At 60.2% G+C, this 18,970-nt stretch carries 14 protein-coding genes and 3 pseudogenes; 11 read left to right on the top strand and 6 right to left on the bottom strand.

All coding sequences use genetic code 11. The features are described 5' to 3' along the window. Positions 1-32 precede the first annotated feature (32 nt). The 3 genes and pseudogenes from SIL87_RS03735 to SIL87_RS20135 form a co-directional block, all read left to right on the top strand. On the top strand, positions 33-1,205 hold the full coding sequence (locus SIL87_RS03735; RefSeq protein WP_319612376.1) for an IS4 family transposase: 1,173 nt from the start codon (positions 33-35) through the stop codon (positions 1,203-1,205). Between the two features lie 42 nt (positions 1,206-1,247). Further along, on the top strand, positions 1,248-3,923 hold the full coding sequence (locus SIL87_RS03730; RefSeq protein ID WP_319612868.1) for a glycosyltransferase: 2,676 nt from the start codon (positions 1,248-1,250) through the stop codon (positions 3,921-3,923). After that, positions 3,923-4,156 (top strand): annotated as a pseudogene (locus tag SIL87_RS20135) (hypothetical protein); the annotation flags it as partial. The gene SIL87_RS03730 and the pseudogene SIL87_RS20135, both read left to right, overlap by 1 nt. Positions 4,157-4,430: 274 nt before the next feature. Here the strand turns inward: SIL87_RS20135 and SIL87_RS03720 are convergent. Genes SIL87_RS03720 through SIL87_RS03710 form a run of 3 tightly spaced genes read right to left on the bottom strand, consistent with a single transcriptional unit; the run spans position 4,431 to position 7,569 of the window. Continuing rightward, positions 4,431-5,423 (bottom strand): tyrosine-type recombinase/integrase, encoded by a 993-nt coding sequence (locus SIL87_RS03720; RefSeq protein ID WP_319612726.1) that lies wholly within the window; start codon positions 5,421-5,423, stop codon positions 4,431-4,433. Further along, positions 5,420-6,361 carry a tyrosine-type recombinase/integrase gene (locus SIL87_RS03715; protein WP_319612725.1) on the bottom strand — a complete coding sequence of 314 codons (942 nt, stop codon included), beginning with the start codon at positions 6,359-6,361 and terminating at the stop codon, positions 5,420-5,422. Before SIL87_RS03715 ends, SIL87_RS03720 begins: the two co-directional genes overlap by 4 nt. Further along, positions 6,358-7,569: a tyrosine-type recombinase/integrase gene (locus SIL87_RS03710; RefSeq protein WP_288006472.1), complete on the bottom strand. Its 1,212-nt coding sequence runs from the start codon at positions 7,567-7,569 to the stop codon at positions 6,358-6,360. The genes SIL87_RS03715 and SIL87_RS03710 overlap by 4 nt, the downstream gene beginning before the upstream one ends. Between SIL87_RS03710 and SIL87_RS03705 the strand changes: the two genes are divergently transcribed. From SIL87_RS03705 to SIL87_RS03695, 3 genes and pseudogenes are all read left to right on the top strand, one after another. After that, positions 7,568-9,022 (top strand): AMP-binding protein, encoded by a 1,455-nt coding sequence (locus SIL87_RS03705; protein WP_319612866.1) that lies wholly within the window; start codon positions 7,568-7,570, stop codon positions 9,020-9,022. The two genes, SIL87_RS03710 and SIL87_RS03705, sit on opposite strands and share 2 nt — an antisense overlap. 354 nt (positions 9,023-9,376) lie before the next feature. Beyond that, positions 9,377-10,471: pseudogene (locus tag SIL87_RS03700) on the top strand (IS1634 family transposase); the annotation flags it as partial. A gap of 1,028 nt (positions 10,472-11,499) precedes the next feature. Then, positions 11,500-12,291 (top strand): annotated as a pseudogene (locus tag SIL87_RS03695) (IS1634 family transposase); the annotation flags it as partial. Here the strand turns inward: SIL87_RS03695 and SIL87_RS03690 are convergent. Continuing rightward, positions 12,281-13,270 (bottom strand): WcbI family polysaccharide biosynthesis putative acetyltransferase, encoded by a 990-nt coding sequence (locus SIL87_RS03690; protein ID WP_319612863.1) that lies wholly within the window; start codon positions 13,268-13,270, stop codon positions 12,281-12,283. The pseudogene SIL87_RS03695 and the gene SIL87_RS03690 sit on opposite strands and share 11 nt — an antisense overlap. Beyond that, positions 13,270-13,539: an acyl carrier protein gene (locus tag SIL87_RS03685; protein WP_319612862.1), complete on the bottom strand. Its 270-nt coding sequence runs from the start codon at positions 13,537-13,539 to the stop codon at positions 13,270-13,272. The genes SIL87_RS03690 and SIL87_RS03685 overlap by 1 nt, the downstream gene beginning before the upstream one ends. A 500-nt stretch (positions 13,540-14,039) precedes the next feature. Here SIL87_RS03685 and SIL87_RS03680 point away from each other — a divergent pair, with 500 nt between their 5' ends. The 5 genes from SIL87_RS03680 (at position 14,040) to SIL87_RS03660 (ending at position 18,258) form a co-directional block, all read left to right on the top strand. Then, positions 14,040-15,221, top strand: coding sequence for an IS256 family transposase (locus SIL87_RS03680; RefSeq protein WP_319612316.1), 1,182 nt, complete (start codon positions 14,040-14,042; stop codon positions 15,219-15,221). Beyond that, positions 15,214-15,804 (top strand): class I SAM-dependent methyltransferase, encoded by a 591-nt coding sequence (locus SIL87_RS03675; protein WP_319612861.1) that lies wholly within the window; start codon positions 15,214-15,216, stop codon positions 15,802-15,804. The genes SIL87_RS03680 and SIL87_RS03675 overlap by 8 nt, the downstream gene beginning before the upstream one ends. Before the next feature lie 58 nt (positions 15,805-15,862). After that, a complete protein-coding gene (locus SIL87_RS03670; RefSeq protein WP_319612860.1) occupies positions 15,863-16,249 on the top strand; it encodes a class I SAM-dependent methyltransferase in 387 nt (128 codons plus the stop codon). Positions 16,250-16,259: 10 nt separating this feature from the next. Further along, on the top strand, positions 16,260-17,033 hold the full coding sequence (locus SIL87_RS03665; protein WP_319612859.1) for a glycosyltransferase family 2 protein: 774 nt from the start codon (positions 16,260-16,262) through the stop codon (positions 17,031-17,033). A gap of 298 nt (positions 17,034-17,331) precedes the next feature. After that, positions 17,332-18,258: a sulfurtransferase gene (locus SIL87_RS03660; RefSeq protein ID WP_319612858.1), complete on the top strand. Its 927-nt coding sequence runs from the start codon at positions 17,332-17,334 to the stop codon at positions 18,256-18,258. Here the strand turns inward: SIL87_RS03660 and SIL87_RS03655 are convergent. Continuing rightward, entirely contained in the window at positions 18,236-18,772 is a 537-nt protein-coding gene (locus SIL87_RS03655; protein ID WP_319612857.1) for a PEP-CTERM sorting domain-containing protein, read from the bottom strand. The two genes, SIL87_RS03660 and SIL87_RS03655, sit on opposite strands and share 23 nt — an antisense overlap. Positions 18,773-18,970: the final 198 nt, after the last annotated feature.

The following is an 18,970-nucleotide window of genomic DNA, read 5'->3' as shown; positions in this document are numbered from 1 at the left end:
CAAGCGTTGGAATGCATGGATGAGGGTGGATCATGGGAATTGCAGCATCGAAAAAGCGTGATGGTGGGCGGTTGAAGGACATCCGCGCATTCATTGACGAGTTGTATGCCCACGATCTCCACGCCAAACGCGTTGACTCCCTGTCTGCTGCGACACTGGGCGTGATGACCGGCGCGTCGCTCGCCGTCGCGATGATCGGTCAGGCGTTGGCACAGGCGCGCGGGCTGGTGACCAAGCACGCGATCAAGCAGGTTGATCGCATGCTCAGTAACGAGAGTATCGACGTCTGGGAAAGCTTCGCCCGTTGGGTACCGCATCTGGTGGGTTCGCAGACCGACATCGTCGTTGCCATGGACTGGACGGATTTCGACGGCGACGATCAGGCAACGTTGGCGCTCAACCTGGTGAGCAAGCATGGCCGGGCGATGCCTCTGTTGTGGCTGTCGATGTGGAAAGAGGAATTGAAAGATCAGCGCAACGCCATCGAGGATACTTGCCTGCGCCGCCTGTCGGAGGTTGTCCCGCCCGGCTGCCGCGTGACCATCCTGGCCGACCGCGGCTTCGGTGACCACAAGCTGTTCGCGTATCTTACGGAGCTTGGCTTTGCCTATATCATTCGCTTCCGCGGCAACATCCATGTCACCGATGCCGCAGGCGAGACGCGAACCGCGGCGGACTGGGTCGGCAAATCGGGCCGGGCGCGCAAACTGCGTGGTGCGCGCGTCACCGCCTCGCACGCCTATCAGGTCGGTGCCGTGGTGTGCGTACATGCGCGTGACATGAAGGAGCCGTGGTGCCTGGCGAGCAGTGACGCCGTGGCGTCTGCAGGGACATTGATCAAGCAATATTCCCGGCGCTGGACGATCGAACCCAGCTTCAGGGACGTCAAGGATTTGCGTTTTGGGATGGGGATGGCTGAGATCCGCATCGCCGAACCAGAGCGGCGCGATCGGCTGCTGCTCATCAGCGCGTTTGCGATGGCGCTGCTGACCATGCTCGGGACGGCAGGCGAGAGCCTGGGAATGGATCGACAGCTCAAGTCCAACACTTCGAAGACCCGCTCACACTCGTTGTTCCGTCAGGGGTGCATGCTCTATGAATTGATCCCGAACATGCCGAAGCACCGGCTACTGCCCCTGATGCGGCGGTTCACGGAAATGCTGCGCAGCAGCGGCATATTCGGCAATTCCATGCCGGCTACGTAATGAGGGGATGAGTGAGGGTTCGACCTGTTCGATCCGGCGGCGTTGCGGTTCGGGCATAATTTCATCTGCCTCAACCCCGATCATATCGCGACGCTGCTCGATCGCTACGGGAGCACCTTGTTCGACCGGCGGGTGAATATCGGGGCCTGGGTGTGGGAGATGCCGGTCGCGCGACCGGAGTGGAATGCCGTGCTGGGCGGGTTCGACCTCATTGTCACACCCAGCGATTTCTGCCGGTCGGCGTTTGCGGCGGTGACCTCGCGGCCGATCGAGACGATTCCGTATGTGGTGGATCGCGCGAGTCTCCTGGCCCGGCGCGATCAGGCGGCGTCTTCGGTCTGGGTCGAGCGGATCGAGCGTGCCCGTTCGTCCGGCCGCAGGAAGTCCGACCAGCCGCGCATCGTGGTGCTGTTCGTGATGGATGCGTCCTCCTACACGGCGCGCAAGGGCAACGATGTCTTCCGCACCGTCGCGACGCGCATGGCGGCGGAAGCGCCGGGGGTGTTCCTGTTCGTGCTGAAGACCCATTCGCGGGATGCCAGCGCGCGGTCTGCCGCCCGGATTCCGCCGGATACGCTGGTGATCGATACCGTGATGGATGCGGCGGAACTGGTGGCGCTCAAATCAGCGGTCGATCTGTATTTCTCGCCGCATCGGAGCGAGGGGTTCGGGCTCAATATATTCGAATCCCTCGTGCTGGGCGTGCCGGCACTGATTTCGTCCCATGCCGGGGCGCCGGAATTGCTCGGCGAGGAGTATCCGTTGCTGATTCCGGGCCAGGCGCGCGAGGTGGGTGAGGAGCGCGGGCCTTACCGTGCGCATGCGATCTGGTTCGAGCCCGATATCGATGCCATCGTCGCGGCGCTGCATGCGTTTCCCAAGCGCGATAGCGTGGCAAAATCCGCCATGGCGGAGACCTGCGAGCGCGTTGCGGCCCGGCTCTCGCTCGATGCGGTGGGGGATGCGCTGCGCCGGGTGCTGACCGAGCGGTGCGCGTTCGGCCTCGATGTTTCGGGCTTCATGCCGGTGATCGCGTCGCCGCGCGATGAGCTTCAGGCCTTGCCGCAGGTGATGGAGCAACGCACCGCAGCGCACCGCATTGCCGAAGACCTTGTGAGGCCGGCCTTCTCGGTGATTACGCCGACCTATAATACCGATCCGGCCTGGCTCGATGATCTCTACGCCGATCTCGCGGCGCAGACCTGTCCTTCGTGGGAATGGTGCATCGCAGATGACGGATCGAGCAAACCGGCCACGATTGCGGCGCTGAACGATCTTCGGCGGCGGGATTGCCGCATCAAGGTTTCGTTTACCACGCGCAACGGCGGCATTTCGGCGGCGACCAACCGTGCTGTCATGCTGTCCTCGGCGCCCTACGTGGTGATGGTCGATCACGACGACCGGCTGGCCCCCGGGCTGCTGGCGGCCTACCTTGCCGAGACCGCGCGCCCGGCGCCGCCGGATGTGTTGTATTGCGATGAAGACAAGATTTTGTCCGACGGGCGGCGGGGCGATCATTTTTTCAAGCCCGATTTCGCGCCCGAGCATTTGATGAGCGTGATGTACGTGCTGCATTGCCTGTGTGTGCGCAAGGCGCAGTTTCTCGACCTCGGCGGTTACCGCAGCGCATTCGATGGTGCGCAGGACCACGATTTCGCCCTGCGCGCCGCCAGCGCCGGTGCGTCCTTCGCCCATGTCAGTGCGCCGCTCTATCATTGGCGGGCGGTTGAAAGCTCGACCGCCTCAAGCGTTACCGCGAAGCCCACCGCCGATCATGCGGGGCGCCGCGCGGTTGCTGCGCATCTCGAACGGCTCGGGGTCAAGGGCGTGGTCGAACCCGGTGCGTTCACCGGCAGCTACCGGGTCCGCCCGAAATTGCCCGCGGAGCCGGTGACCCTGCTGATGCTGACCCGCTTCGCCCAGGGACCGGCGGGGACGACGAAACGGGTGTGCTACGCTGAACACTTCATTGACAGCATTCTCGCGCATGATCCCGGCGCGCCGTTCCGGCTGACGCTCGTGATCGACGAGGGCGGCGAGGCGATGGCGAGCGTGCTGGCCAAGCGTGACAAGCGGATCGATGTGCTCGTGCATCGCCGCAACGGCGCTCCGTTCAACTTCGCGGCGAAGGCGAATTTCGCGGTGGAATCGGCCACCACCGAGCGGGTGGTGCTGCTGAACGACGATATGGAGGCGCTCGACGATGGCTGGCTCACCGCGATTCTCGAACCGCTGGAACTCCCCGGCGTGGGCATCGTCGGCGGGCGGTTGCTCTATGCCGATGATACGGTGCAGCACGCCGGCATCGTGCTCGGCCTGCACGGGGCGGCGGGGCATTTGTTCGCCGGCAGCAACGATGATTATATCGGCTATAACGGGTTTACCCATATCATTCGCAACTATGCTGCCGTGACCGGCGCGTTCATGGCATTCCGCCGCCGGCTGTTCGATGCGATCGGCGGCTTCGACGAGCGTTATCCGATCGATTACAACGACGTCGATTTCTGCCTGCGCGGCCTCGAAGCCGGGGAGCGCGTGGTCTATACGCCGTTCGCCCGGCTGCGGCATTTCGAATCCCGGAGTGCGCCGCGCAGTGCGGCGGATACGATCGACACCGAGCGGTTCACCAGCCGGTGGAAGGCGCTGATCGAGCGCGATCCGTATTACAACCCCAATCTGTCGCGGCATTCGTCGCTGTGCGAACCGGCGGTGGTGTGATGGGCGAGCTTCTGACCCGCGGGAGGAGTTTGGTCGACCGGCTCAGCCATGTCGCGCGCGAGCGGGCCGATCATCCGTTCATCATTCTGCATGATAATCCCGGGCATCCGGTGACGTTTGGTGAGGTGCATCGGCGGGCGGTGGGGTTTGCGGGGGCTTTTGCGGCGCGGGGGGTGCGGCGGGGGCAGGTGGTTGCTTTGATGCTGCCCACTCATCGCGATGCGGCGCCGGCGTTTTTCGGGGCGATGATGATCGGGGCGATTCCGGCGTTCTTTCCGCCGCTCAGCCCCAAGCAGGATGCCGGGATATTCTGGGCGTCGCACGGGACGTTGTTCGCGCGGATCGAGGTTGCGCTGATTGTCGCGGATGGTTTCAATATCGGGTTGATCGGTGAGTATCTGGCTGATTTTCATGATCTTTGTCATAATGCCGCGATCCGGATTATGCCGCATGGCCTCAGCTGGAGGCCGGATAGCCCGGCATTGGCCATGCGGCTGTTCGGCATAATCAGAGCGCTTCCAGGAACGCGAGGAGTTGATCGTCGGGCCGGAACCGGCCTGGCGGCGTGGCTGGGGCGGCGACGCGAGCGAGCGCCTTTTCTTTCATCCGCATGTCGGCATGGATGTAGATCTGGGTGGTCTCGATGTTTTCGTGACCAAGCCAGAGCGCGATCACCGCTTGATCGACGCCGTGGTGAAGCAGGTCCATCGCCGTGCTGTGGCGCAGCGTATGTGGCGTGACCCGCTTGGTGCCGATGCTCGGGCAGGCGCGCGACGCCGTGAGGCAATGTTTGCGGACCAGATGTTCAAGAGCGTCACGGCTCAGCCGTTCGCCCCGGATCGAGGGGAACAGCGGCTTGTCCGCATCTTTGTCGTTGCCAATCCACGCTGCCAGCAGCTTGGCTGTCTCGCGGCGAAGCGGGGTGGCGCGCTCCTTCCGGCCCTTACCCATGCAACGGATATGCGCGCCGGTCCCCAGCACGACATCGCCCTGCGTGAGACCGACCAGTTCGGAAGCCCGAAGGCCTGTCTGGATCGCGAGCAGCAGCAGAGCATGGTCGCGCCGCCCCGCCCATGTCGTACGATCCGGGGCCGCCAGCAACGCCGCCATTTCCTCGGCATCGAGGAACGTGACCGCACGCTTCACATAGCGCTTGTTGGGCATGGCGAGGATACGCTGGCAGTGCAGCAGCCAGGTCGGATCGGTCATCGCGACGAAGCGAAAGAACGATCGGATGGCGGCGAGCCGGGTGTTGCGGCTACGAGCGCTATTACCCCGCGCGGTCTCGGTGTGGGTGAGGAAGTCTGCGACCAGATCGGCGTCGATGTCTTCGACCGTCAGGTTGACCGGCGGCTTTTTGCGGCGGGCGCTCGCATATCTGAGCAGCAGCCGGAACGTATCGCGATAGCCGGCGACCGTATGTCGGCTCGCCTCCAGTTGCGTGCAAAGCCGGTCGGTGAAGAAGCGCTGGATCAGCGCGGGCAAGGTGACGGCGTTCATTGTGCCAACTCCCCGCCGCTCGCGGTGGCACGGGCTATCGCCAGATCGAGCAGTTCCGGGACCGCCTCCAGATACCAGTATGTTCCAGAGGGACTGCTATGACCCAGATAGGTCGTCAACCGGATCATCTCGCGCGCCGGATCCTTGCCGGTCCGGTACCAGTCGATCATCGTGCGCACGGCGAAGGTGTGGCGCAGATCGTGGATGCGTGGCCCTCGGCCATGCCGATGGTACTGCTGCTCGGATCGCAAGCCGATCTGCTGGCACGCCTGCGCGAAGTTGTAGCGGGCCGTGCAGTCGGTGAGCCGGGTCGCCTTGTCGGTTACGAACAGCGGCACCGCCGGATGACCGATTAGCCGATCGCGTTCGATGCGATAGTTGAGCAGTCGCTCGACGGTGCTGGGGTCGAGCGGCAGCAACCGCTCCTTGCCGTTCTTGCCCTGTCGGACGCGCAGCACACCATTATCGGCGTCGAGGTCGTTCCTATCGAGCGCGAGCGCCTCGCTGATGCGCAAGCCCGTGACCGCGATGAGCGCGAACAGCGTCGAGCAGGTCAGCCCGCGCAACCCGCAGATCGACGGCAGCGCCTTTGCGGCCGCGATAATCGAAGCGACCTCGGCATTGCTGTAGATATGCGGACGCGAGCGCATGACAGTGTCCGGCAACAGGCTCCGTGGTGGGGGTTCATGCGCCGGATCGAAGCTGCTCAGCCACTGCGCGAAGAGGCGCACGGCGGTAAGCCGCGCCGCTCGCGTCATGCCGTTGGCCTCGCCGAGCGTAGCGTGCCAACGCAGGAACAGCGCCGTGTCGATATGCGTCACACGCTCGCTGTCGGCGAACCGGGTGAAGCGGCGAAGGATGCGCTCGCTGGTGCTCAGGTCGTAGCCGAGGCGGCGCCGCACAGCCAGATAGCGGTCGAGTTGGGAGGTGAGGCTCATTGCGCGCCTCCCGCCCCGGGCCAAGGCATTGCCACTGACCGCAGCCCATCGATGTCGAGACGGGCATATATCATCGTTGATGTGCGTGAGCGGTGCCGCAGCACATCGCCCACCTCGTCGAGCGATGCACCCGAGTTCACTAACTGGGTGGCAAGGCTATGACGCAGCAGGTGCGATCCCACATAGGGCGTTACCGGCTTCTGGCCAGTCGCCTTCAGCGCATCCTTGAGAACGGCGTTGACGATCTGGCTGTCCTTGAACGGACGGTACGGCGCGCGATGGGTGACGAACATCGTGCGGCAGGACGCGGGTCCGCGTTCCTCGCGCAGATAGCGGCTGAGGGCCTCGCCAACCTCCGCGCTGATCGGCACGCGATCGTGGAGCTTCCCCTTGCCACGCACCAAGAGTTCGCCCGCGCGCCAGTTGATATCGTCCAGCTGGATCGCGATGACCTCGGCAGCGCGCAAGCCGAGCCGGGCCATGATGAGCAGCATCGCATAGTCCCGAGCGCCGTGCCGGGGGCTGTCGCGCACGCAGGCGAGCACCGCCTCGACGCCCTCGGGCGACAGATGGCGCGGCAGTCGTGCGCCCCAGCGCTTCGCCGCCCTAGGTACGCTCAGCGCCAGATTGGTCGCTGTCGCGCCGCTGCCGAACAGATATTGCAGGAAGATACGAACATGCGTTGCCACCGTTTTGTCGCGACGCGCGCCTGCCAACACATGCTCGATGAAGCTGATCACGTCGGCAGGCCGCAACCGCCCCGGATCAACTATCGCATCACCAAAGCGATGATCGAGGAACCGGTTGGCGAACCGCAGCGTGTGATAGATCGTCCGCGGACTCAGGCCGCGATGCTTGACCAGATAGGTCTCGAAGTTCGCCAGCAGGATAGCGCGCGCCTGCTGCGCCTCGGTCAACGGCACCGGCTGCGTGACGCCGATATCGAGCAGATGCTGCGCGAACCGTCGGGCCAACCTATACGGCCATACCGAGCCCGTCTTCTTGCGCGGCACCTTGCGTCCCAGATGCTCGGCCATGTCGAGCGTCAACGCCGAAGGACTGATGCCCTCGACATCCATCGCGTGCCCCACCTTCCGCAGGATCGATTGGTAGGTCTTGACCGTGCCGGCGGTGTAATTCTCCGCCGCAAAGCTCTCGGCGAACGAGTCCAGATACGGCTCGATGCAGGTCTGCAAATATTGAGGCATGATCGTCGTGCTCCATGGTTGTTGGAGCGACGAAGATTATGCCGAATGGGATTGGTGCGATCATACCGTCAACCGCGCCCTGCCGAGCAGATGCGGCATAATCCGGATCTCGGCATTATGGCCCTTATGCCGATGTCGGCATAAGAGGCATGATATCGAAACGCCGCTGCCGCCGTTCGATCCTGGGGTTGTCGTTTCGCCCGACCGGCGGGACATTGCGTTCCTGCAGCATAGTTCGGGCACCACCGGGCTCAAGAAGGGGGTGATGCTGTCGCATGGCACGGTGCTCGATCATGTCGATGCGATGGCGGAAACCCTTGGCATGACCGGGGGCGATGTGATTGCCTCGTGGCTGCCGATTTATCATGACATGGGGTTGATCGCCTGCTTCGTCGCCCCTGCCCTGCTCGGCATCAGTGTGGTCACGATCGATCCGTTCGCGTGGGTGCGCTGGCCGGCGAGCCTGCTGGAGGCGATCGGCGATTTTCGGGCGACGCTCTGCTGGTTGCCGAATTTCGCGTTTCACCATCTGATCCGGATGACGCCGCCCGAGGCGCGGTATGATCTGTCTTCGTTGCGGGCGGTGATCGATTGTTCGGAACCGTGCAAATCGGCGACGCTGGAGGCGTTCGGCAGGCATTTTGCGCCGCACGGGCTGGCGGCTGCGGCCCCGCAGGTCAGCTACGCGATGGCCGAGACCGTGTTCATGGTGACGCAGACGCGGCTTGGCGAAGCGCCGCGCATAATTTGTGCCGACGCGGAGGCGCTGGATCGCGATGGGGTGGTTCGCGCTGCGGCACCCGACGCCGCCGGACGTGATATGATTTCGTGCGGGCCGCCGATGTCAGGGGTGCGGCTGCGGATTCTCGATGCCGATGGGGCCGCCTGTGCGGATCGTGAGGTCGGGACTGTCGTGATTGCGAGTGCGACCATGTTCGACGGGTATTTCCGGCTGGAGATGCCGCCGGGCAAGCTGGAGGCCGGGTGGTATCATACCGGCGATCGGGGCTTTCTGGATCAGGGCGAGTTGTTCATTACCGGGCGCACCGATGATTTGCTGATCATTCACGGCAAGAATATTTATGCCCATGATGCCGAGTTCTGCATCAATACTCATTGTGATGTGAAACCGGGGCGGGTGGTGGCGATTGCGCCGTTCAACCCGCAGACCGGGAGCCAGTCGCTCGTGGTGATCGCGGAGGCGGATACGATGGATGTGACAGCCCGGAGCGCGCTGAGCCGCGCGATCAAATCCGCGATCAACGCCGAATTCGCGGCGACGGTTTATGAGGCGTTGATCGTCTCGCCGGGGTGGCTGATCAAGACCACCAGCGGCAAGATTTCGCGGGCGGAGAATCTGAGGCGGTATGTGGCGGAGCGGGCGGTGTTTCAGGCGGCACACGGCTCGCTGGTGAGCGCTGCCGTCACCTCGCCCGGAGAGCCGGTCTCGTAAACGCGTCCCGCCTGGCGCATCAGAATACACAGGAAATCCGCCCACTCCGACTGCGTTTTGTCGGTTTCCAACGCGCGTACCGCGACATCGATGGCTCGGTCGAGCTGACCTGTCTTCCACAGCGCAATGGCGAGGTTGATCAGGATGTCGCCTGTCGCCCCGTGGAACGCGACGATCCGTTCGATATCCGTGATTGTCGTATTAACCCATCTTTAGCACTAAAACGATCATAATTTGCAACCAAAGCGCATAACATATTGATATTGTATACTTTATGTTTTGCTTTTATTTGTAGTGCCATAATATTATTGATGATCCCTTGACCCCCCACGGCACCAGCCTCATGTCTCGGCAATGTTTATCCGCAAAACAAAAACCCGGAATAAGTCCGATAACGAAACATACTTCACCTATCGCCTCGTCGCCTCCGAGCGCATCGGTAAGCAGGTCCGCCAGATCACCCTGCTCAACCTTGGCCGCCAGTTCGACCTGCCACAGAGCGACTGGCAGGCCCTGTGCGCCAGGATAGACGCCTTGCTTGCCGGACAGGTCGGTATGCTCGCAGAACCCGAGATCATCGAGACCTTGGCTCAACGATATGCCGCCCGTCTTATTGCGGCCCAGCCAGGGGCAGCCCGATCGGATGCTGGACACCAAGCTCCACCGACCCCGTCGACCGCCGTTCAGGCATCCTTATTCCCATCACCTGCCGCGCCATCTGCAGTTTACGCCGAGGTCGACATCGCCTCGCTGCAACTCATCCGGCCCCGGTCGGTCGGGGTCGAAGCGGTCGGCCTTGCAGCGATGAACTGGTTGGGAATCGATCAGATTCTCCGCGATCTCGATTTCAATGGTGTCCAGCGAGCCGCGGTGGTCGGCAGCCTCATAGGTCGCATGGCAGCGCCGGGCAGCGAACTCGCAACCTGGCGCTGGCTGCGCGAGCGCAGTGCCCTCGGCGAACTGCTGGACGTGGACTTCGAAGCCATGCCGTTGATCCGTCTGTATCGGACCTCCGACCTTCTTGTGCGACACCGTGACAAGATCGAGACCGCACTGTTCAGCCGGATCCAGGATTTGTTTGGACTGCCGGTTACCGTCACCCTCTACGATCTGACCAACACGTATTTCGAAGGTACCGCCAGCGGTAACGCCAAGGCTGCTCGCGGTCGATCAAAGGAGAAGCGAACCGACTGCCCTCTGGTTACCCTCGGCCTGGTCCTCGATGGCAGCGGCTTCGTGCGCCGCTCAAAGATGTTCGCCGGCAATGTCGGTGAAGCCACGACCCTTGAGGAGATGCTCGACGGCCTCACCGCTCCCAAGGGGGCGCTGGTCATCATGGATGCCGGCATCGCGACCGCAGCCAACGTCGCCTGGCTCATAAAACACGGATACCGTTACTTGGTGGTCAGCCGCGAACGCACCCGCCAGTTCGATCCGGATCAGGCTGTTGGCGGCGGTGAGAATCCGCGCATAAACGGCGCGGGATAGTTACCATAGTGAATTGACTTAATGAGTGCGGGGCAGTTTGACACGGTGTGGGAGAGTTGGCGGAGGAGGCAGTGGCAGTGGGTAGCTGTCCCTCTGCTCTGAGGCTGCTGCCGTGCTCGCAGCCGTCAAGGACGCTTCGCGCCGCGCAAGAGCGCGGTGGCCTTCGGCCATCCTTGACCGCCGCTGCGCGCGACAGCGTCGGAATTCGCAGGTCGGGACGACAGGATGGCCGTGCTGATCGAACTACAGGATTGGTGTTGTATCAGTGGCGCTGGCGCTTTCAGGGTGGGCGTCGCGCGCCGGTGTCGTTTTGATCAATCCTGGCAATCCGGCTCGGGCGACGTTGAGGCCGGAGACCTGTCAAGCGCACGAAAGGTGAAACGGAGCGACCGCAACGATGACAGAGGTGATGTCCTGGGGGAGTACTGCTGGTCCAGGGCTTTCGCGAAGCCCCGGCGATTGCCAATCCACGCGAAAGCGCGGTTTCCGGTTGCTTAGCAGGACCATGATCCGTCACGCGGACCGCCCGAGCGCGGTAATGGCGATTTCTCGCCGCATGCATGACACGTCCTCGCGGGGTTGCCTGATAACGTCGGCGAGCTTCTCTTTGCCGTTCACGACGAGCTTCCCGGGCGCAAGTTCGCATGCAGTAGATCTGACCTCGGTCGCACTGTGGGCAGACAAGCACTTGGCACAGACAGCGACTGCAAACGAACATTCTGCAGATTATTCCATCAACGCCTGCGGCCGAGCATGACCTGCTGACGCAATTCACACTGTCTTTGGTCATCTGGTCCAACAACTGCTCACTTCCCCAGCTGATTCAAATCCTCGAACGTTCTGCGTTTCCTGACGGACCTCGTACCCGGCCGATCTGGTTCTCGTGTGATTTAGGCGCCGGGTCCAGGTTGCCGTAAAGGCCGGTCAGTGCCGTCCATTTAAATGGACTCGGCAGCTACGCGCCGTTTATGCGCGGATTCTCACCGCCGCCAACACAGGCGATCAGCACGCTGACCGCGTCGAACGAGACGGTCCAATTGCAACGTGTGCTGAGCGAGGATGGCACGGAGGTTCGGCTCTATTGCCATTCCGAGGGGCGCAAGACCAAGGAGACCGCAATCACTGATCGGTTCATCACCCGGTTCGAGGCCGGTCTCACCACGCTCGTCGACGGACTGGCAAAACCCCACGGACAGAAAAACCTGGCTGATATCCAGCGACGCATCGGCCGATTGATAGAGAAGAGCAGCGGCATCGGGCAACACTACGAGATCATCGTGACTCCCGATGAGACCGGAACCAAGGCCGCGTCGATCACCTGGGTCAAGGTTCCACTCGAGGGTTCAATGCTGACACATCCCGGGGTCTATTGTCTGCGCAGCAATGAAACCACCTGGGACGCCGCCACCTTGTGGCACACCTACACCATGTTGACCGATCTGGAGGCGGTGTTCCGCGGTCTCAAATCGGAACTCGGCCTCCGACCGGTGTTCCATCACAAAGCGGACCGCACCGAAGGGCATCTGTTCATCACCGTGCTGGCCTATCAACTGGTCCAGGCAATCCGGCATAAACTGAAAGCGGCAGGGGAGCCCCTGTCATGGACCCGATTGCGCGAAATCATCTCGGTGCAGCAACGGATCACCGCAACCTTCCAGCAGCGCGACGGTCGCACCCTGCATGTCCGCAAGGCCACAGTCGCCGAACCAGCCTTGCGCCGGATTTATGATGCGTTGGCACTCAATGCCTCGCCAGGAGGGATCCAGAAACTCACCGTCTGATCCCCTTTGGATATGTTTGTAGTGCCACTCGGATTTTTTTAAGAGTGTAAGATGCTGATATTATGCGGTTTATTCGAGGCACTGCTAAATATGGGTTAAGCTCGATATTGTTATGAATGTTGAAAATCAAGCGGTTGAGATCATCGTTATGTTCGAAAGTGACGTATCGGAGCGCGAACTCGCTGACGGTGAAACGCCCCTCCGGCATCATCCGGTAACGATAGCGCGGCGTCGCCCATTCAATTCCGAAATGCCGCACGATGCTGGGATGAATTGGCATATGCGCAAATCCCAAAGGTTCCTTGACGGTATCAACCGCCGCCTCGATTTCAACTTCACTCAGGCTTACGTCGAGCTGGCGCAGCGCATGGCGGCAGATATCTCGCAATAACGAACCGGCAGGGTGAAGGTAGGTCCAGAACAACGGCACATAACGAAACATGGCTTCGATCTTGGGCCACAAATCCATCGATGCCGCAGCGCCGATCCTTTGCGACTTGATCCGGTTCATTTCGAAGATCCGGTCGAGATCGACGATTTTCGCGTAATCCGCGTCCAGATAGCGCTGGACGAGGGAAGCGCTGGAATCGTGGGGGTATTCAGTCATCAGCCTGATCAATAGCTGATCACTGACCTGTCCTTCGAAATAGCCGCTCGGACAATAAGGTGTGCGGCTTTCGCTTGCACGCGGATGGGGTTTTCCTGCCCCTGGATAGAGAAAATTCACCGCGACGAGAGGAAAATAACCCGGATTGCGATAGTTTATGGCTTGATCTTGCGCACCGGGACGGCTGTTTTTGAAATCAGTGACCTGGATCAATGTCCGATCTGCTTCTGCGATGAACTGCTGGTCCACCGCGGTCGTGCTTTCATAACTCACGATGTGGCGGCAATCCAAGGACTGCGAGGATCGCAATGCCATTCGCACAACCTGTGCCACGATATCCGCATGGCAGTTGCCAATGACCGCAACACGCATCAATTTTTAGCCTCAAGCGGGGACTTATTTTTAAGCTCAATTTCGACGCAATCGATCAAATCGCCGACATTCTCTACGTCGAAGACACGATCGAGATCGAGGCGAATGCCGAAATGGCGCTCTATGGAGGACAGTAGCACTGCATGAGAGAGTGAATCCCAACCATCCACATCGGCAGCCTGAGTTTCGCGTGAAATTTTGCCGGGGTCGATGCCGAAGGTTTTGCTGATCAATCCGATGACGTCGGCGGCTACCAGATCGTGAGTCATCGACACCGTTCCTTCCCTATACCTAATTTATATATAACCCAACCGAGCATCATGAACACGACAAATCGCCGAAATAAGCAATTTTTAGTTGTGTTTGAGACCGCGTCGCGATACTGATTCATTAGCTCAAAAAACCACATACCGGCAGGAATTTTCGATGAATGTGATAAACTCCGCCTCCCATATGCCCCCCGAAGATCTACGCGCCCGTGTCAGTGGCAGTCGTGATCCTGCGTGGTTCGATCAATCGGGGAGCCTTACGGTCGGCGAATGGCAGCGCATCCTTGCCAGCCAGGGTAAAGAACTTGCGGATTTCGGTACAATCGTCGATTTTGGTTGCGGGTGCGGGCGCGCGCTGAGGCATCTCCGTGGTGGTGTAACCTGACGTCTGGAAATTCATTTTGGGTTGGGAGTTGGTGCCCTTGCCGGGGCATGCCCCGGCAAGGGCTGTTCATTCTGGTATTCCATGCAGTTGTTCACACCAACATGGAGACCGATGAATGGACGCCAAAAAGGATACGATTATCGAGGCACTTTTGGAACATCTGATCGAAAACGGCGCAGGCGATATCGCCACGGTATTTGCCAGGACCTTCGAACTCGCCATGCAGATCGAGCGCGAACGCTTCCTCCACGCCAGTCACTACGAGCGCAACCCCGATCGTCAGGGTTACGCCAATGGCTACAAGCCCAAGCGGATCGATACCCCGGCCGGGTCGATCACCGTCGATGTCCCCAAAACCGCCGGTCACGTGGGCGAACCCTTCTACCCACAGTCCCTCGAACGCGGCCGACGCTCGGTCCGCGCCGTCATGGTCGCCGTCGCCGAAATGTACATCAAAGGCGTCTCCACCCGCGACGTCGAGGCCGTCATGCGCGAATTCGGCATCGAAAGCCTCTCCTCCGCTCAGGTCAGCCGCGCCAGCAAGCTGCTCGATGACGAACTCGCCGCCTGGCGCACCCGACCCCTCGCCGAGATCCGCTACCTCATCCTCGACGCCAGATATGAAAAAATGCGCGATAATGGCGTCGTCCGCGATGCCGCCGTGCTCTCGGCCATCGGCATCGGACCCGATGAACGCCGCCGTGTCCTCGGCGTCTCGGTCGCCCTTTCCGAGGCCGAAGTCCATTGGCGTGCCTTCCTCGAAAGCCTCCATCAGCGTGGCCTGCGAGGCGTCGAATTCATCGTCTCCGATGACCATGCCGGATTGCACGCCGCACGCCGCGCCGTCTTCGGCGCCGCACACTGGCAACGATGCCAGTTCCACCTCGCCCAAAACGCCATCCACCACGCCCCCAACCACGCCATCCGCAAACGCATCGGCGCAGAACTCCGGACCGTCTGGAACGCAAATTCCCTCGCCGCTGCCCAGATCGCTCTCACAACCCTCGTCAATGCCTATCGCGACACCGCACCAAAGCTCGCCGATTGGCTCGAACGAAATATCCCCGAAGGCCTCACCGTCTTCACACTGCCAGAACCCCACCAGCGCCGGCTTCGCACTTCCAACCCCATGGAACGCGGCATCCAGCAGGAACTCAAACGCCGCACCACCAAAATCAGGGTCTTCCCCAACGAAGCCTCCCTCGAACGCCTCGTCAGCGCCGTCCTCGTCGAAATCGATGAAAAATGGGCCGCCGACACCAAGGGCTACATCAAGTGGGACTACCAGGATGCCTGACCCCCGCTCGCCCTATTTTCCAGACATCAGGTTGCTCAATCATCTCCGCCAGCTTGTGAGCTCGGAACAACGCCTTATTGGCCTTGATCCGGATCATGAAGCGATTGCATGGTTGGCAGAGAATCTGCCCGGCGTTGTTGTGCACCCGCTCTCCGATCTGCCACCCGCTGGAATGATCGAGTCCAGTTCAGTCGATCTCGTCCTCTCGCATAGTGTGTTCACCCATCTGCCTGAAGACGTCCAGTTCGCATGGTTGAACGAACTCGCCCGTATCCTAAAGCCCGGCGGACTTCTGATCGCTTCGATCCACGGGAGCAAGGTCGTGGCCGACTACGCCAAATCTCTGCTGACGATGGACCTCAATGACGAGAGCGCCCATGTCCGGTCCGAGATGGAATCAAAGGGCTTCTTCCATGTGGTCGGCAAAAATGAATTCGAAGCAGCGCTTCCGATGTATTATGGCGCCGCCTTCCACGACATCTCCTACATCTGCGAGCACTGGACGCCCGATTTGGAAATCAAGGCATGGTTTCCGGTTTTTGCACTCAAGCATCAAGATGTTTTGGTTTTGAGTAGAAGATGAATTCAGTTTCAGGTCCAATGATTCTTCAAGTTTTTACAAATTGAAATGTCAGAATATTTTGGCTGTTGTTATTGTGATAAATGCTGACTGGCACATCTTTTACCAACCCAAAGACGTGGGCCGTTATAATATCTTGATCTTTGGCGCAATCCTAGTCCATCTTTCGAACCCGTTCCAGGCGCTGCGGGAGGCGGCGGCGCTGATCCGGGATACCATGATCATCACCGACCTCGTGTCTTTGCCACCGATCCCACAATTGCCGGGTCTTATGCAGATTGGCACATCGGACCCGCCAATCGGCCACATTCATTGGTGGAATTATTCGGCAAGCGCATTCGAAATCATGCTCAGGCGTCTCGGGTTTGGGCGGCAGGCGATGACGCTGCATTCACCGAAAGCCATGGCGGACAGGCCGCCGATGGTAACGATCGTGGCGCACCGTTAGGACCTGCAAGGTGCGCATCGGTGTCGGCGTCGCAACCTTTAATCGCTCGAAGAAGCTGAAGGTAACATTGGAGAATATTCTTCTAAATACGCCGACCGATGTTGACATCGTAGTGGCGGACGACGGATCGAGTGATGACACAATGCACGTCATCGAACAATTTGGCACTAGAATTTCGAACACAATAACGGGCCGCAACCACGGTGCCGCTTGGAACAAAAACCGACTGTTATTTTATCTAGATCGAGTTTGTCGAGCCGACGTGTGCATAATATTGGAAGATGATACTTACCCGATTTCGCAGGATTGGGAATCGTCGTGGGTGGACGCAGCTTCGCGACTGGGACACGTTGGCTACGCTGCCCCATGGTTTGCTAACAGCTTTGTTGGTGGCGATGGCAGTGCGATATCGCCATACGAATCGTGTAATACCACAGCGCAATGCGCGGCATTTTCGTCTTACGCGCTAAGCTACGTGGGGTACATGGACTCAAGATTCGGAAAGTTGGGAGGAGAACATGTTGAGCATTCAATGAGATTTGTTAGAAACAGGTTTGGAGGCTATTCGATTTCAGAGACAGAATTTACGCCTATGTACTATCTACTCAGTGGAAACTTCGTTGTTAGCGCCGAAGAAAGCTACTTTACCGACGAAAAAAAAATTTCTGACAGCATCAAGATGGTTCATGACCTTATTGACGGCCCGGATTTTCGTTTGCCTTGGTCTGATAATGCTCAGGCAGTAGAATTTCGTTCTGAGATCGAAAGTTCACTGAATAAGTAGTTTTATAGTTGTGGAAGTATTTTTGCGGCAATTCGTCCAGTCTATTGGCCATTTTATAAATCAATTTATAAAGTTTTTTGCTTCTTTTTACAAAAAAGAAGTTCTTTATGTTCTTGTTCATGCGTTTGGGTTCTCATTCAGTCCGACGGGTAGGCCCGTCCACGATGTCCGATCACTATCATTTGTTGGGGGGGGCGGGCGCTTCTGGTGACAAAAGTTGTGGCTTGCGAGATGCGTGGCAGTTACCTTTTCGGTTGGGCATGCCATTTGAGCGATATCCTCATTCGGAGTTCAGCGTTTGTCCCTCTTGAAGTTTCTGAGCCTTGTTTTGATTGCCGTGGTTGCGCTGGTGCCGTGGGGGGCCAGTGCGGCGGTGAGTTCACAGCCGTTGGTTTCGGCGGGGTGGCTGCGGGCGCATGAGGGGGATGCGGGGGTTGTTGTTGTCAGTATCGATGCGAGCGGGGCGGCTTATCGGGGTGGGGGGCATATTCCGGGGGCGCGGTTGTGGGATACGGCGCGGCTGGGGGGTTATGTCGATCTGCCGGGGGGTCGTCGGGCGTGGCCGGGGGATCGGGGGGTGACGGCGGTGGTGGATCGGTTGGGGTTGAGCCCGTCCGATCATGTCGTGCTCACCACGGCCGATGACAGTATTTACAGTGCGGGGCTGGCGGCGCGGGCGTTTTTGATTCTGCGCGCTGCGGGGTTCGGCGATGTTTCGCTGCTCGATGGCGGCACCGGGGGATGGGTGCAGGCGCGGTTTCCGCTCAGCCATGCGGCGCCGCCGGCGGTGACGCCGAGCGGGTTTCGCGACACGAGGGCGGTGCCGGGGTGGATCGATGGGACGGCGCGGGTTCACCGGATCTGGCAGGGGCATCGGGTTTTGTTCGTCGATGCGCGGGCGGGTTCGGGGTATCGCGCCGGGCATATTCCGGGGGCGATCGATGTTCCGAGCGGGTTACTGTTCGACGAGCAGCCGACATTCGACCAGACGTTTCCGACGTTTTATGCGTACCGGCCGGTTGCTGCGCTGCGGTCGCTCTACCGGGCGCATGGGCTTACGCGCGGGCGGACCGTGATGTTTTATTGCGGCTCGGGGTTGCTGAGCGCTGAGCAGGTGTTCGTGGCGCGGTATCTGCTCGGCCGGGGCACTGTCGATTATTACCCCGGCTCGATTGCGGCATGGGAGGCAGCGCACCTGCCGATCAGGCGCGGGGCGGCACCTTAGCCTGACGGCGGCGCAGGATCAGCGCCAGGCCGAGCAGGCCGGTGCCGAGCAGGGCGAGGGAGCCGGGCTCCGGAACATCGAGCGGGGTGAATGTGATGCCGCTGACGCCGTCGTTGTTTAAGACCGAACCGGTCTCGGTGGTGAGCCCGTTGAGACCGAGGTAGTTGAAGAGCAGATCGTAGCTGCTATCCGCAGTGCCGGCGAAATATATAAAATCCGTGATGCTGCCGCTTGTAACCTGGAAAGAATTCAGTCCGGAGAAGACGTCACCGACGGTATTGTACGGTTGGATGAATGGAAAGCCGATCGTGTCGGAGGTGATGATCACGGCACTTGCGGCGGTGGTGGCGTTGTTGGTCAGTCCTTCGATTTCGCCGGTCACGCTGCCCGGATTTGTGCCCGTGCCGGTGATCGAGAAGGCGAAATTCAGCGGCCCTGCCGATGCGCTCGACATGCCGGCCAGCGCGGCGATGGTGCCGGCGGCGACAATCGCCAAAACTGGTTTGAAGTTCATTTGCCGCTCCTTGGGGTGGTCTGTAGAAATGATACGAGAGTCACGAACCGAATAGTCTTGTCCATAGTCCGTCCTTGTGATCATAAAGCAATAATTGTGCCAAAATAAATATCACGCCAATTCAGTGTCTTGCAGTTTCGGCTGGGAGGCGGTGTAAAATATCCTGACAAGCCGAACCGGGCGGCGGGATGGATCTGA

It is taken from the genome of Acidiphilium acidophilum (assembly GCF_033842475.1).
Classification (GTDB): Bacteria; Pseudomonadota; Alphaproteobacteria; order Acetobacterales; family Acetobacteraceae; genus Acidiphilium; species Acidiphilium acidophilum.
Note: the sequence above shows the minus strand (reverse complement) of the source record. Positions and strands in the feature narration are given on the sequence as shown.

Excerpts from the sequence above, each read along its gene's own strand:
- SIL87_RS03735 (WP_319612376.1), top strand. The coding sequence starts at position 33 with ATGGGAATTGCAGCATCGAAAAAGCGTGATGGTGGGCGGTTGAAGGAC.
- SIL87_RS03720 (WP_319612726.1), bottom strand. The coding sequence starts at position 5,423 with ATGAACGCCGTCACCTTGCCCGCGCTGATCCAGCGCTTCTTCACCGAC.
- SIL87_RS03715 (WP_319612725.1), bottom strand. The coding sequence starts at position 6,361 with ATGAGCCTCACCTCCCAACTCGACCGCTATCTGGCTGTGCGGCGCCGC.
- SIL87_RS03705 (WP_319612866.1), top strand. The coding sequence starts at position 7,568 with ATGATCGTCGTGCTCCATGGTTGTTGGAGCGACGAAGATTATGCCGAA.
- SIL87_RS03710 (WP_288006472.1), bottom strand. The coding sequence starts at position 7,569 with ATGCCTCAATATTTGCAGACCTGCATCGAGCCGTATCTGGACTCGTTC.
- SIL87_RS03690 (WP_319612863.1), bottom strand. The coding sequence starts at position 13,270 with ATGCGTGTTGCGGTCATTGGCAACTGCCATGCGGATATCGTGGCACAG.
- SIL87_RS03685 (WP_319612862.1), bottom strand. The coding sequence starts at position 13,539 with ATGACTCACGATCTGGTAGCCGCCGACGTCATCGGATTGATCAGCAAA.
- SIL87_RS03680 (WP_319612316.1), top strand. The coding sequence starts at position 14,040 with ATGGACGCCAAAAAGGATACGATTATCGAGGCACTTTTGGAACATCTG.
- SIL87_RS03675 (WP_319612861.1), top strand. The coding sequence starts at position 15,214 with ATGCCTGACCCCCGCTCGCCCTATTTTCCAGACATCAGGTTGCTCAAT.
- SIL87_RS03655 (WP_319612857.1), bottom strand. The coding sequence starts at position 18,772 with ATGAACTTCAAACCAGTTTTGGCGATTGTCGCCGCCGGCACCATCGCC.